This window comes from Streptodolium elevatio, from assembly GCF_040649515.1.
In the GTDB taxonomy this organism is placed as follows: Bacteria; Actinomycetota; Actinomycetes; order Streptomycetales; family Streptomycetaceae; genus Yinghuangia; species Yinghuangia elevatio.
Genome location: NZ_JBEZFP010000010.1, coordinates 1 through 14,780, shown reverse-complemented (window position 1 = coordinate 14,780; position 14,780 = coordinate 1). Strand labels below are relative to the sequence as shown.

The window sequence follows — 14,780 nt, the reverse complement described above, 5'->3', positions numbered from 1 at the left end:
AGCAGGCTTCACCTGGACATATTGTCCGTATGGTGAGACCCGATTGGCCGCTGCTTGACACGTACCCTTGCTCGGAGGAAAGGTCAGGGCATGCAGACCCGCATCCTCGTAGTAATGGCGCGCGTGAGCTGAGCACCCGACAGCCCACGCGCCTCCCCTCGCATGCCTCACGGCTCGAGGGGTTTTTTGTTGCGGTGACCACGGGGCGCGCCCCGTGAGCCGCGGCCAGACCACACGAGATGCCGACCGCGATCGAGAAGAGACGAAATCCCATGACTGAGCAGGTGACAGGAGCACAGGCGCTGATCCGCTCCCTGGAAGCCGCCGGTGTAGACACCGTCTTCGGCATCCCCGGAGGTGCGATCCTTCCCGCGTACGACCCGCTCCTCGACTCGACCAAGGTCCGGCACATCCTCGTCCGCCACGAGCAGGGCGCCGGCCACGCCGCCACCGGCTACGCCCAGGCGACCGGCCGCGTCGGAGTCTGCATGGCCACCTCGGGGCCTGGGGCGACCAACCTCGTGACGCCCATCGCCGACGCGCACATGGACTCGGTCCCGATGGTCGCCATCACCGGCCAGGTGCCCAGCGGCGCGATCGGCACGGACGCCTTTCAGGAGGCGGACATCTGCGGCATCACGATGCCGATCACCAAGCACAACTTCCTGGTGACCGACCCGGCCGAGATCGCCCCGACGATCGCCGCGGCGTTCCACATCGCCTCGACCGGCCGCCCCGGCCCGGTCCTGGTCGACATCTCGAAGGACGCGCTGCAGGCGCAGACCGAGTTCGTCTGGTCCGGCACCCCCGAACTGCCCGGCTACCGCCCGGTCACGCGCCCGCACGCCAAGCAGATCCGCGAGGCCGCGCGCCTGCTGTCCAACGCCAAGCAGCCGGTCCTGTACGTCGGCGGCGGCGTCCTCAAGGCGCACGCGTCCGCCGAACTGCGGGTGCTGGCCGAGCTGACCGGCGCTCCCGTCGTCACCACCCTGATGGCGCGCGGCGCGTTCCCGGACAGCCACGACCAGCACCTGGGCATGCCCGGCATGCACGGCACCGTCGCCGCGGTCACCGCGCTCCAGCGCGCCGACCTGATCGTGTCGCTCGGCGCCCGGTTCGACGACCGGGTCACCGGCAGGCTCGACACGTTCGCGCCCAACGCGACCATCGTGCACGCGGACATCGACCCGGCCGAGATCTCCAAGAACCGCACCGCGGACGTGCCGATCGTCGGCGACGCCCGCGAGGTGATCGCCGACCTGGTGGTCGCCGTCCAGGCCGAGCACGAGGCCGGCCGCCGCGGCGACTACGCGGCCTGGTGGACGCTGCTGAACGACTGGCGGGACCGCTACCCGCTCGGCTACGACCTGCCGGACGACGGCACGCTGTCGCCGCAGCTGGTCATCGAGCGACTCAGCGCGATCAGCGGGCCGGACACGATCTTCGCGGCGGGCGTCGGGCAGCACCAGATGTGGGCGGCGCACTTCGTCAAGCACGAGAAGCCGTACACCTGGCTCAACTCGGGCGGCGCGGGCACCATGGGCTACGCGGTGCCGGCCGCGATGGGCGCCAAGACCGGGATGCCGGAGGCCACGGTGTGGGCCATCGACGGCGACGGCTGTTTCCAGATGACCAACCAGGAGCTGGTCACCTGCGCGCTGAACAACATCCCGGTCAAGGTCGCCATCATCAACAACGGCAGCCTGGGCATGGTCCGGCAGTGGCAGACGCTGTTCTACAACCAGCGCTACTCCAACACCGACCTGCACAGCAGGTTCATCCCGGACTTCGTGAAGCTCGCCGACGCGATGGGCTGCGTCGGGCTGCGCTGCGACAATCCGGAGGACCTGGACGCCACCATCAAGCAGGCGATGGAGATCAACGACCGTCCGGTCGTCGTGGACTTCGTCGTGCACCAGGACGCCATGGTCTGGCCGATGGTCGCGGCCGGCACGTCCAACGACGAAATCCTCGCCGCCCGGGACCAGCGCCCGGACTTCGGCGACGGCGAAGAGTGACGAGGACTCAGGAAGGCCATCAGACCATGTCCAAGCACACCCTCTCGGTCCTCGTCGAGAACAAGCCGGGCGTCCTGGCGCGCATCACGGCGCTGTTCTCGCGGCGCGGGTTCAACATCGACTCGCTCGCCGTCGGGACCACCGAGCACCCCGACATCTCGCGCATCACGATCGTGGTGGCGGTCGAGGACCTGCCGCTCGAGCAGGTGACCAAGCAGCTCAACAAGCTGGTCAACGTGCTCAAGATCGTCGAGCTCGACTCGTCGCAGTCGGTGCAGCGCGAACTGCTGCTGGTCAAGGTCCGCGCGGACCACGAGACCCGCTCGCAGATCGTCGAGATCGTGCAGCTGTTCCGCGCGAAGACGGTCGACGTCTCGCCGGACGCCGTCACGATCGAGGCGACCGGCGGTGCCGACAAGCTCGACGCGATGCTGCGCATGCTGGAACCGTTCGGCATCAAGGAGCTGGTGCAGTCCGGCGTCGTCGCGATCGGCCGGGGCGCCAGGTCGATCACGGACCGTTCGCTGCGGCCCGTCGAGCGCAGCGCCTGATCACTGTGTGAGCACGTCAGTCTCACACTGCAAACCACTGGCACCGACCCGCCGCATCGTTTGCAAGGATGTGCACACGGGTTGAGGCCCGCATTTCGTGTCTTAAGGAGAACCCCGAAGTGGCCGAGCTGTTCTACGACGACGACGCCGACCTGTCCATCATCCAGAACCGCAAGGTCGCGGTGATCGGCTACGGCAGCCAGGGCCACGCCCACGCGCTGTCGCTGCGCGACTCCGGTGTCGACGTGCGCGTCGGTCTGCTGGAGGGCTCCAAGAGCCGTGCCAAGGCGGAGGAGGCCGGCCTGCGGGTCGTCACCCCGTCCGAGGCCGCGGCCGAGGCCGACGTCATCATGATCCTCACGCCGGACCCGGTGCAGGCCGACGTGTACACCCAGGCGATCGAGCCGCACCTCAAGGACGGCGACGCGCTGTTCTTCGGGCACGGCTTCAACATCCGCTTCGGCTTCATCAAGCCGCCGGCGAACGTCGACGTCGCGCTGGTCGCCCCGAAGGGCCCGGGCCACCTGGTCCGCCGCCAGTACGAAGAGGGCCGCGGCGTCCCCTGCATCGTCGCGGTCGAGCAGGACGCGTCGGGCAAGGCGTTCGAGCTGGCGCTGTCGTACTCGAAGGGCATCGGCGGCACGCGCGCCGGCGTCATCAAGACGACCTTCACCGAGGAGACCGAGACCGACCTCTTCGGCGAGCAGGCCGTGCTGTGCGGCGGCACCGCCGCGCTGGTCAAGGCCGGCTTCGAGACGCTGGTCGAGGCGGGCTACCAGCCCGAGATCGCGTACTTCGAGTGCCTTCACGAGCTGAAGCTCATCGTCGACCTCATGTACGAGGGCGGCCTGGAGAAGATGCGCTGGTCGATCTCCGAGACCGCCGAGTGGGGCGACTACGTCACCGGCCCCCGCATCATCACCGCCGACACCAAGGCGGAGATGAAGCGCGTGCTCACCGAGATCCAGGACGGCTCGTTCGCGAACGCCTGGATGGCGGAGTACAAGGCCGGGCTGCCGAAGTACAAGCAGTACGTCAAGGCCGACGCCGAGCACAAGCTCGAGACGACCGGCAAGGAGCTCCGCAAGATGATGAGCTGGGTCAACGAGAACGCCTGACCCGCACCGCAATTGCGCGTGGCGCCCCGAACCCCCAACGGTTCGGGGCGCTTTCGCATGCCTGCCCTACCCCCCGTCGGTTGCCCGCGGGTGGCCTCCCGGCCAAGTTTCCGCCTGCAACGGCGAGCAGTTTGCGCGCGAGGAGATCACTCGCGAGACCGCCGCGGTCGAGGCGAACCTGCGCGCCGGCTATCAGATCCTTCCGTCGACGCAGTCGAACGTCCCGCCAAATCGCAACGAAACGCTCCCCATGTTCGGGCGGAGGGGCGCCGACGAGCGAAGGGCCGGTGGAACGTTCGTGGGGCATGCGGTATTTCGCGGCTCATGAGGAAACCGGGACGGCAATGATCGTCTGCACACATCCGCGCGACGGATACGAACTCACCGTGGATTCCACCATGCCGCCTACGGCGATCGCGGTCACCGCGGGCAGTACGCCGGTTCGGTTCGTGTCCGGCTCGGGCGGCTCCGGCGCTTCCCGTCCGCCGCCTCCGTCCGTCCCTCCCGGTGCCGGGGAGGCCGCCGGTGAGGTGTCGCGGGACGCGGCGCCGGGGCAGGCGATGAAGGACATTCGCGACATTCCTGGTTGACGCGGCGGCGGGGAAGCGAAACCTTCTGCCACGGGTTGTCCACAGGTGTGCTTGATCGCCTCACCGGTCGGCCCCCGAGTAGGGAACAATCAAACTCGCAGGGGTGGACCCGTGTCACGGGGCGCCCGCAGGCGCAATGCTGGTGGCACCGTTTCTACCGGCGCACCGGAGAACCGTCCGGACCGACCTCGTGGAGCGTGAGGCAGATGAGGGGTAGTGGGGACTCCATCCGCCGGGAGGGGGCCGTGTCGGCCCGCGGTGGAATGCCGCCCGGGGGCGGGGCGTTGGGCCATGGCGCGGCGGCGCCGGGCGGGAGACGCGACGCGGGCGCTTCCGCAGCGTTCGAACGCACACTGCGACAGGACGAGTTGCGCGCCTCCACCCGCGACGGCGAGCGTACGGCCCGCACGACGGCCGGAGGGGGAGGCGACATGGACCGCCCGGGTGCGCCGCAGGCCGATTCCGACCGCGGCAACGGCCGCGGCGACAGTGCGGACGTGTCCCGGCCCGCACACAGAACGCCGGACGAACACGCGGCGCGCGCCGCACCGTTCGGCGACCGCCGTGCCGGCGACGCCGACCCCGCGCCGTCGGCGCCCAGGGCGGCGGCCGCCGCCGATCCGGGCCCCGGTGCGGGCGACGACATGTTTGCCGACCTCTACCTGGACTTCGACGACATGGCGGACCTGCCTCCCACCCCTTCCCGCCCCGTACCCCCGCCGCCGGCGCACAGCGCGCCGCCGCGTCGGCCACCGGGCGGCGACGCGCCGTCGCCGCACGTCGATCCGGCCGCCCCGGCGCCCGGTCCGGCGGCTGCTCCGGCACCCGCATCGACGCCGGGCCCGACACCGGCGGCCGGCCCGCGCGGGCGCTCCGTGGTCGAGCCGGCACGCCCCGCCCCCCGGCAACCGGCGCCGCGCCGGAGCTCGTCGGCCGGCCAGGCCGGCCCGGCGGAAGGCGCCCGGCCGTCCGCGCAGGCGTCGGCGCCCGCGTACGACCCGACGCCCCGGCCTGGGGCCCGGGCGAGTGCGGTGGGCGGCTCGCAGGCCGACCCCTACGGCGCCGCGGGCCACGACGCGACGGTGCCCTCGATCCGCGCGCTCCCCACCGACACCCCCGCGGTGCCGCCGCCGCCCGTACCCCCGCCGCCGGGGCCGATCCCGCCGGCCGAGGCGGACGAGGCGACGTCCCGGACCGACAGCGTCGCGCGCCGCCGCGACCAGGACGCCCGGCCGACCGCCGGTGACGTGGAGGTCCAGGCGTCCGCCTGGTCCGCCGCGTCGCACCCCGGCCGCCGGCGCGCCATGCGCCGCGAACGCCTGGGCCTGGGACCGGAGTTGACGGCCCGCGACAACGACGACCGCTATGCCGCCACGGGCAGCGTCTTCGTCGTCGCCGACGGACTCGGCGGCCACCCCTCGGGGTGGTACGCCGCCGACGTCGCGTGCCGCACCCTCGTCGCCGACCTCGCGGCCGCCGACCTGTCCGCCGGATGGAGCGACCGGCTCCGCGCCTCGATCGCCGTCGCCGACCTGGCGGTGCGGCGGCACGGGCACGGGCAGACGTACGAGGGCATGCGCACCACCGTGGTCGCCGCCGTCATCCAGGACGGCCGACTGCACCTCGCCGGATGCGGCGACAGCGTGTGCTGGCTGGTGCGCGGCGGAGCGGCGTTCCGCCTCACCGAGCAGGGCAACGCGGCCGACCTGGGCCGCCCGTGGCTGCTGACGTCGACCCCGCTCGGCGGCTCGCAGCAGCCCGACCCCGAACTCCAGCGCATCGAACTCCACCCGGGCGACCGCGTGGTGCTCGCGACGGACGGCGTCGGCCACCTGCCGGACGAGACCGTCGCCGACCTGATCCACGGCGACCCCTTCCACGCCGCGACCACGCTGACGGTCACCGCCGTGCAGAGCGGGGACGACGACGCGACGGCCGTGGTCATCGAGTGCGAGGCCCTGCCCACGGCGTCCACGGCCGCCGCGCCACCGCGGGCCCGGCCCGCCGAGAGCGGCGCCGAGGGCCCCGGCCAGGGACCCGAGGATTCCCCCGCAAGCGGGTAGGTCGTACGGTCGGACCGCGACCATGGTGCACGAGGAGCCCCCACAAGGGGCCGAGACCGGACGGATGGCGATGCTCGAACTAGTCCTCCAAGCGGCGACGTCGGACGACGCCGACCTGCGCGACCAGGAACTGCCCAGGTCGCGTACGGTCAAGATGCCCAGCGAGCCGGGCCAGCGGCTCGGCGTGGGCCGCGACCCGTCGCGCTGCGCGCTGGCCACGCCCAAGGACTGGCGCTTCGTCTCGCGTGTGCACCTCGAGTTCGTGTTCACCGACGAGAAGCGCTGGACCGTGGAGTGGCTCCAGGGCTCGCACACCCGCCCGGTCGCGCTGGTGCAGATCGACCGCGAAGGGGTCTCCGAGCCGGTGCCGTACGGTGCGACGCTGCCGCTCGGCGGTCAGCGGGCCGGCCGCATCGTGATCAGCGACCTGGCGCGCAGACGCCGCGTGATCGTCGAGTGGCGGCTGTCGCTGCCGCAGCTGGCCGGCGACGAACCGACCGAGCCGGACGTGGGCGTGCCCGAGACGCAGGACGTCGCGCCGTTCGTCCTGCAGAACCGGTTGTCCGACACCGAGATCGAGGTTCTGACCGCGATGTCGTGCGACTGGATCCACGGTCGCCAGGTCAAGCGCGCCAAGTCGACGCGCGAACTGTGTGAGCTTCTGCACCTGTCGGCGGCAACTGTCGAACGGTGCAAGACGAAACTGCGCCGTGAGTTCTACAGTTCGGGTCTGTGTCCCGAGCTCAACGAACTGCTCGGGCCGAACTACCTGGACACCGTGCGACACGTGCACGGCGGATGGGACCTCATCGCGCAGACCGCCGTCACCCACGGCATAGCGGGACGCGGGCCATGCCCCTGCGGCGGCCAGCCCCCGCGGCGCACCACCGGGACCTGACCGGGGGACGACCAGAGGTTTTCGGGAGGGGAAGAACCGGTGCTCGATCTGAATATGGCCTCGACGTCGGGCGCCGACGACGCGGCGACCGTCGCCATGCTCATGGCGAACGCGCCGACAAGGCCCGGCGCGACGCTCGCGGTCGGCCGCGACGCGTCCCGCTGCCACCTTGTCACGCCCGCCGACTGGCTGTTCGTGTCGCGCGTGCACCTGGAGTTCCACTGCGACGACACGAACGCGTGGTTCGTCACCTGGATCCGCGGGTCGCAGGACGCACCGGTCGCGGAGGTGCACGTCGACGACGGGGTGCGCCGCGTACTCCCGTACGGGGGAAGCCTGCCGCTCACCAGGCCCGGTTCGGGCGAGGTGGTCATAGCCGACCGCGGCGGGCAACGGCGGGTGACGATCGGATGGTTTCTGGCCGCGGACTGACGCCGTCCAGCCATCGGACGACTGTGAAGGCATTCACAAAGCGGCATTAGACTCGTGCCCGCGTCAGACCCACCCGCCCCCACGCGCCCGATGCGTCCGGGGTGCGCTGTCATCGCTGCCGACGAAGAAAGCAAAGGATCGCAGTGAGCAAGCCCGTCGTCCTCATCGCTGAAGAACTGTCGCCGGCCACGGTCGACGCGCTCGGTCCCGACTTCGAGATCCGGCACTGCGACGGCGCCAACCGCGCCGAGCTGCTGCCCGCGATCGCCGACGTCGACGCCATCCTGATCCGCAGCGCGACCAAGGTCGACGCCGAGGCCATCGCCGCCGCCAAGCGCCTCAAGGTCGTCGCGCGCGCCGGTGTCGGCCTCGACAACGTCGACGTCGCGGCGGCCACCAAGGCCGGTGTGATGGTCGTCAACGCGCCGACGTCCAACATCGTGACCGCCGCCGAACTCGCGTGCGGCCTGCTGATCTCGGTCGCCCGCAACATTCCGCCGGCCAACGCCGCGCTCAAGAACGGCGAGTGGAAGCGCAGCAAGTACACCGGCGTCGAACTCGCCGAGAAGACGCTCGGCGTCGTCGGCCTGGGCCGCATCGGCGTGCTGGTCGCGCAGCGCATGTCGGCGTTCGGCATGAACATCGTCGCGTACGACCCCTACGTGCAGCCCGCGCGCGCCGCCCAGATGGGTGTGCGGATGCTGACCCTGGACGAGGTCCTGGAGCAGTCCGACTTCATCACGGTGCACCTGCCCAAGACCCCCGAGACGCTGGGTCTGATCGGCGACGAGGCGCTCCACAAGGTCAAGCCCACCGTGCGCATCGTCAACGCCGCGCGCGGCGGCATCGTCGACGAGCAGGCGCTCGCGTCGGCGCTGAAGGAGGGCCGGGTCGCGGGCGCGGGCCTGGACGTCTTCAGCAAGGAGCCGTGCACGGACAGCCCGCTGTTCGAGTTCGACAACGTCGTGGCGACCCCGCACCTGGGGGCGAGCACCGACGAGGCGCAGGAGAAGGCCGGTATCGCGGTCGCCAAGTCGGTCCGCCTCGCGCTGGCCGGCGAACTGGTGCCGGACGCGGTCAACGTGCAGGGCGGCGAGATCGCCCCCGACGTACGCCCGGGCCTGCCGCTCGCCGAGAAGCTCGGCCGCATCTTCACCGCGCTGGCCGGCGGCGTCGCGCAGCGCCTCGACGTCGAGGTGCGCGGCGAGATCACCCAGTACGACGTCAAGGTGCTCGAACTGGCCGCCCTCAAGGGCGTGTTCTCCGACGTCGTCGAGGAGTCGGTGTCGTACGTCAACGCGCCGCTGCTCGCCCAGGAGCGCGGTGTCGAGGTACGCCTGACCACCAGCTCGGAGAGCCCCGACCACCGCAACGTGGTGAGCGTGCGCGGCACCCTGACGGACGGCACCGACGTGTCGGTGTCCGGCACCCTCGCCGGTCCCAAGCGGATCGAGAAGGTCGTCGAGGTCGGCGGTTTCGACGTGGACCTCCAGCTGACCCGGCACATGGTCTTCCTGCGGTACGCCGACCGCCCGGGCGTCGTCGGCGTCATCGGCCGGCTGCTGGGCGACGCCGGCGTCAACATCGCCGGCATGCAGGTCAGCCGGGCCGCCAAGGGCGGCGTCGCGCTGGTCGCGCTGACCGTCGACTCGACCATCCCGGCGGCCGTGCTCACCGAGATCGGCGCCGAGATCGGCGCGGACTTCGTCCGCCCGGTGAACCTGGCCGACTGAACCAGGCCACCCACGCCACCTGATCCACCCGAGCTGCCAGACCCGCCTGACCCGCCTGACCCGCCTGACCCGTCCGGCGCGTCTGACCAGCCCGAGCAGCCCGAGCAGCCCGGCCGGCCCGGCCGGCTGATCGGCGGACTCGGCCCGACCGACGGGACCGTCGGCCGACGAACACCCGAACGGCCCCGGAAGCAACCGCTTCCGGGGCCGTTCGCGTGTTCGCGCGACTCCGATGGAGTACCCCCGCATCTCAGATAGTAGGAACTCCGAGTAAATTGCGGACAGCGGCCCACCGTGTCGCTTACCGTGAAGGAACCACCTTCCTATCGACCCACTAACTCCCGGTTCGACAGGAATTGCGGGACGCGAGCGCCCACGAGGTCCGCCGCGTTTGTCCCGCAGCCCGACGTGGTTCTCCGCCGCCGACTCCCTCGCGAGCGAGTCCGCCGAGATGCGCCCATCAGCGCCGCGGAACACGTCACCGCCAACCCCGCTTCCGCGGATTTCCGCTGAGCGCCCCCCGCTCGACCTCGTGGAGTGCACCATGGACGAGACCACTCGCAAGAACGCCGCCCAAGCGCTGCAGCGCGCCCTCGACCGCCGTGACAACGGCGGCGATGTCGGCGGCGACCGCCGCTAGTTCCGGTCCCGGCGGGCCTGCCCCCGCCGTGGCGTACACCGTCCCAGCATCCGGAACGTGAATGTCGACAGCTGGGACGAGGAGTAAGGTCCGGCACATGTCTCGCAACGCCAACAGCATCCGTCTCGCAGTGGTTCCCGGCGACGGCATCGGCCAGGAGGTCGTCGCGGAGGGACTCAAGGTCCTCGCCGCGGCACTGCCCGCCGACGTCGCCCTGGAGACCACCGAGTACGACCTCGGGGCCCGGCTGTACCACCGCACCGGCGAGACGCTGCCGGACAGCGTCCTCGACGAGCTCCGCGGCCAGGACGCGATCCTGCTCGGCGCGATCGGCGACCCGTCGGTGCCGTCCGGCGTCCTGGAGCGCGGCCTGCTGCTGAAGCTGCGCTTCGCCTTCGACCACCACGTCAACCTGCGCCCCGCCAAGCTGGGCCCGGGCGTCACGTCGCCGCTGGGCGCCGACGCGCAGATCGACTTCGTCGTGGTCCGCGAGGGCACCGAGGGGCCGTACGTCGGCAACGGCGGCACGCTCCGCACCGGCACCGAGCACGAGATCGCCACCGAGGTCAGCGTCAACACCGCGTTCGGCATCGAGCGCGTCGTGCGCGACGCCTTCGCCCGCGCGCAGGCCCGCCCGCGCAAGAAGCTCACCCTCGTGCACAAGAACAACGTGCTGGTGCACGCCGGCCACCTGTGGACCCGCGTGTTCAACCAGGTCGCGGCCGAGTTCCCCGAGGTCACCACCGACTACCTGCACGTGGACGCGGCCACCATCTTCATGGTGACCCAGCCCGAGCGCTTCGACGTGATCGTCACCGACAACCTGTTCGGCGACATCATCACCGACCTCGCGGCGGCCATCGCGGGCGGTATCGGCCTCGCCGCGAGCGGAAACATCAACCCTGCGGGTGAATTCCCCTCGATGTTCGAGCCGGTGCACGGCTCCGCCCCGGACATCGCGGGCCAGGGCAAGGCCGACCCGACCGCCACCGTGCTGTCCGTCGCGATGCTCCTCGAGCACCTGGGCCACACCGACGCCGCCCGCCGCGTCGAGGCGGCGGTCGACGCCGACCTCGCCGAGCGCGCGTCGCTGGGCACCCGCTCCACGAGCGAGATCGGCGACGCGATCGCCAAGCGAGTAGCCGGCTGAATCGCCGGCCCCGCGTTTTTTCGCCGACGGCGCCCGACCGGGCGCCGTCGGCGCAAGACCACCCGAAGCCGACCGGCGGTTCAGCTGCGGCACTCCGGCTTCCCGCTGCCGCCCGGCACCGCCCCGCCTGTTCCGGGGGCGGCGCCGGAGGCGGCCAGGCCGTGCCTGTCGGTGTCCCGGTGGACTGCGTTAACGTCTGGAACCGATAGGCGGCACCACGATGCCCCGTCAATCCCTCGGTGAAGGACACTGGAACCCATGACGACCTCCGTGACGATCGATCTCAAGCCGACCGCGCATCCGCTGTCGGATGCCGAGCGCGCCGCTCGTATGACGAACCCCGGCTTCGGCCGCGTGTTCACCGAGCACATGGTGACGATCCGGTGGAGCGCGGGTCGGGGCTGGTACGACGCGCAGTTGACGCCGTACGCGTCGCTGGAGATCGACCCGGCGAACATGACGCTGCACTACGCGCAGTCCATCTTCGAGGGCCTCAAGGCGTACCGGCACGCGGACGGTTCGGTGGTCACCTTCCGCCCGTACGAGAACGCCCGGCGCTTCCAGGCCTCGGCGCGTCGCCTGGCGATGCCGGAGCTTCCCGAGGACCTGTTCGTCGCGGCTGTCGACGCGCTCGTCAAGCAGGACCACGCGTGGGTGCCGGGGGAGGAGGAGCAGAGCCTCTACCTCCGGCCGTTCATGTTCGCGACCGAGGTCGGCCTCGGCGTGCGTCCCTCGAACGAGTTCCTTTTCATGGTCATCGCGTCGCCCGCCGGCGCGTACTTCGCGGGCGGCGTCAAGCCCGTCTCGGTCTGGCTGTCCAAGGAGTACGTGCGGGCCGCCCCCGGCGGCACCGGCGCCGCCAAGTGCGCCGGCAACTACGCCGCCTCGCTGGTCGCCCAGGCCCAGGCCGCCGAGCAGGGCTGCGACCAGGTGGTGTGGCTCGACGCGAACGAGCGCCGCTGGATCGAGGAGATGGGCGGCATGAACCTGTACTTCGTGCAGGGCAGCGGCAAGGACGCCCGCATTCTCACCCCTTCGCTCACCGGCTCCCTGCTCCCGGGCATCACGCGCGACTCGCTGCTGCGCCTCGCCGCGGACCGCGGCTACGCCACCGAGGAGCGCAAGATCTCCGTCGAGGACTGGCAGGCCGGCAACGCGGACGGCTCGATCAGCGAGGTCTTCGCGTGCGGCACCGCCGCGGTCATCACGCCGGTCGGCTCGGTGAAGTCCACGGACGCCTCGTGGCAGGTCGGGGACGGCGGCGCGGGCCCCGTCACGCTCGAACTGCGCAAGGCCCTCCTCGACATCCAGACCGGCGGCGCCGCCGACACGCACGGCTGGCTGCACAAGATCGTCTGAGCGGGCGCGACTGCCGTCGCCGAGCCGGACGCGGGGCCGCGGCGCACGCCGCGCCCGCAACACGCGAACGCCGTTCACCGGACGGGGGCCCGCCCCCGTCCGGTGGTCGATTAGCCCAAATGGCGAGACTCGCGTACCGACCGCCGGATCGTGTGGCAGACTTCCGACCATGCAGCAGTGGCTCATTATTAGCCGCAGCGTGCCGGCACCGGGCTGATCCCCCACAAGGGGCAAGCGTCATTCAGCCCACCGCCCGCACGCAGACCTCTCGCGACCGCGAGGGGTCTTTTGTTTTGGCCGGACACCCCTCGGCCAGGCAGCGCGCGCGGGCCCGCCATCGAGCACCGCACATCCGGACCTGAACAGTCCCGCCAGAGAACGCGTCAGGAGACCCACGGACATGACCGACGACAGTTTCCACGTCTTCGACACCACGCTGCGCGACGGCTCCCAGCGTGAGGGCATCAACCTCACGGTCGGGGACAAGCTCGCCATCGCCCGGTACCTGGACGAGTTCGGCGTCGGCTTCATCGAGGGCGGCTGGCCGGGCGCGGTCCCGCGCGACACCGAGTTCTTCCGCCGGGCACGCACCGAGCTCGACCTCCGGCACGCGAAGCTCGTCGCGTTCGGCGCGACCCGCAAGGCCGGGACCACCGCGGCCGAGGACCCGCAGGTCCAGGCGCTGCTCGACGCCGAGGCCCCGGTGGTCTGCCTGGTCGCGAAGTCGCACGACAAGCACGTCGACCTGGCGCTGCGCACGACGCTGGACGAGAACCTGGCGATGGTCCGCGACACCGTGACGCACCTGCGCGAGCAGGGGCGGCGCGTGTTCGTCGACTGCGAGCACTTCTTCGACGGCTACCGGGCCAACGCGGAGTACGCGACGAGTGTCGTACGCACCGCGCACGACGCCGGCGCCGAGGTGGTCGTGCTCTGCGACACCAACGGCGGCATGCTGCCCAGCCAGGTCCAGTGGACCGTGGCACGCGTCAAGGCCGCCACCGGCGCGCGGCTCGGCATCCACGCCCAGGACGACACCGGGTGTGCGGTCGCCAACTCCATCGCCGCGGTCGAGGGCGGGGCGACGCACGTGCAGTGCACAGCGAACGGGTACGGCGAACGCGTCGGCAACGCCAACCTGTTCCCCGTGGTCGCCGCACTGGAGCTCAAGAAGGGCATGCAGGTCCTGCCCGAGGGCCGGCTGCGCGAGATGACCCGCATCTCGCACGCCATCGCCGAGGTGGTCAACCTCGCGCCGTCCACGCACCTTCCGTACGTCGGTGTCTCGGCGTTCGCGCACAAGGCCGGACTGCACGCGTCGGCCATCAAGGTCGACCCGGACCTGTACCAGCACATCGACCCCGAACTGGTCGGCAACAGCATGCGCATGCTCGTGTCGGACATGGCCGGCCGGGCGTCGATCGAACTCAAGGGCAAGGAGCTGGGATACGACCTGTCCGGCGACCGCGACCTGGTCGGCCGCGTCGTGGACCAGGTGAAGTCCCGTGAGGCCAACGGCTATACGTACGAAGCCGCGGACGCGTCGTTCGAACTCCTGCTGCGCGACGAGGTGGTGGGCGCCCGCGAGCGCTTCTTCACGCTGGAGTCGTTCCGTGCCATCAGCGAGCAGCGCGGCGACGGCACGCAGTTGAACGAGGCGACCGTGAAGCTGCACGCCAAGGGCGAGCGCATCGTGGCCACGGGCGAGGGCAACGGACCCGTCAACGCGCTCGACCGCGCGCTGCGCCTCGCGCTCGAGCGCATCTTCCCGGAGCTGGCGTCCTTCGAGCTGGTCGACTACAAGGTCCGCCTGCTGGAAGGCCGGCACGGGACCGACGCCATCACGCGGGTGCTCGTGGAGACGAGCGACGGGAAGAAGGAGTGGAGCACCGTCGGCGTCGCGGAGAACGTCATCGGAGCCTCGTGGCAGGCCTTGGAGGACGCGTACACGTACGGGCTCCTCAAGGCCGGTCTCACGCCCACCCGGGACGCCTGACGGCCCCGCAGAACGCCCTACGGGGCCGTCCCGCCGCGAGCGGGGCGGCCCCGGGCCGTTTTCGGATCGAACGCGGCGTCCGGACAGGAGCTGGTCGGCGCCCCCGCGACACGTGCGGGGGCGGGAAGGCGCCGGGAAACAGAAAATCCCCCACCGTGGTGGGGGATTTCGTACGTGGTAGCCCCGACGGGATTCGAACCCGCGCTACCGCCTTGAGAGGGCGGCGTGCTAG

Annotated in this window: 10 protein-coding genes; all 10 read left to right on the top strand. The window is 71.1% G+C overall.

Translation table 11 applies throughout. From position 1 onward, the window contains the following. Window positions 1-272 precede the first annotated feature (272 nt). The 10 genes from AB0C36_RS05850 to cimA all read left to right on the top strand — a co-directional run bounded on the left by AB0C36_RS05850 (window position 273) and on the right by cimA (window position 14,548). Entirely contained in the window at window positions 273-2,018 is a 1,746-nt protein-coding gene (locus tag AB0C36_RS05850; RefSeq protein WP_435838988.1) for an acetolactate synthase large subunit, read from the top strand. A gap of 26 nt (window positions 2,019-2,044) precedes the next feature. Continuing rightward, the gene (gene ilvN / locus AB0C36_RS05845) at window positions 2,045-2,569 is read left to right on the top strand and encodes an acetolactate synthase small subunit (RefSeq protein WP_358349797.1); all 525 of its coding nucleotides are present in this window, start codon (window positions 2,045-2,047) and stop codon (window positions 2,567-2,569) included. Between the two features lie 119 nt (window positions 2,570-2,688). Continuing rightward, complete coding sequence (gene ilvC, locus AB0C36_RS05840; RefSeq protein ID WP_358349794.1) at window positions 2,689-3,687, top strand: ketol-acid reductoisomerase; 999 nt, start codon at window positions 2,689-2,691, stop codon at window positions 3,685-3,687. A 1,021-nt stretch (window positions 3,688-4,708) separates the two neighbouring features. Next, window positions 4,709-6,340: a protein phosphatase 2C domain-containing protein gene (locus AB0C36_RS05835; RefSeq protein ID WP_358349791.1), complete on the top strand. Its 1,632-nt coding sequence runs from the start codon at window positions 4,709-4,711 to the stop codon at window positions 6,338-6,340. A 22-nt stretch (window positions 6,341-6,362) separates the two neighbouring features. Next, window positions 6,363-7,238, top strand: coding sequence for a hypothetical protein (locus AB0C36_RS05830; RefSeq protein WP_358349788.1), 876 nt, complete (start codon window positions 6,363-6,365; stop codon window positions 7,236-7,238). Between the two features lie 39 nt (window positions 7,239-7,277). Next, window positions 7,278-7,670, top strand: coding sequence for an FHA domain-containing protein (locus AB0C36_RS05825; protein WP_358349785.1), 393 nt, complete (start codon window positions 7,278-7,280; stop codon window positions 7,668-7,670). Window positions 7,671-7,813: 143 nt separating this feature from the next. Beyond that, the gene (serA, locus tag AB0C36_RS05820) at window positions 7,814-9,403 is read left to right on the top strand and encodes a phosphoglycerate dehydrogenase (RefSeq protein ID WP_358349782.1); all 1,590 of its coding nucleotides are present in this window, start codon (window positions 7,814-7,816) and stop codon (window positions 9,401-9,403) included. A 737-nt stretch (window positions 9,404-10,140) separates the two neighbouring features. Further along, complete coding sequence (locus tag AB0C36_RS05815) at window positions 10,141-11,193, top strand: 3-isopropylmalate dehydrogenase (protein ID WP_358349779.1); 1,053 nt, start codon at window positions 10,141-10,143, stop codon at window positions 11,191-11,193. Window positions 11,194-11,451: 258 nt separating this feature from the next. Continuing rightward, the gene (locus tag AB0C36_RS05810; protein ID WP_358349776.1) at window positions 11,452-12,552 is read left to right on the top strand and encodes a branched-chain amino acid aminotransferase; all 1,101 of its coding nucleotides are present in this window, start codon (window positions 11,452-11,454) and stop codon (window positions 12,550-12,552) included. A 400-nt stretch (window positions 12,553-12,952) separates the two neighbouring features. Next, window positions 12,953-14,548 (top strand): citramalate synthase, encoded by a 1,596-nt coding sequence (gene cimA, locus AB0C36_RS05805; RefSeq protein WP_358349773.1) that lies wholly within the window; start codon window positions 12,953-12,955, stop codon window positions 14,546-14,548. Window positions 14,549-14,780: the final 232 nt, after the last annotated feature.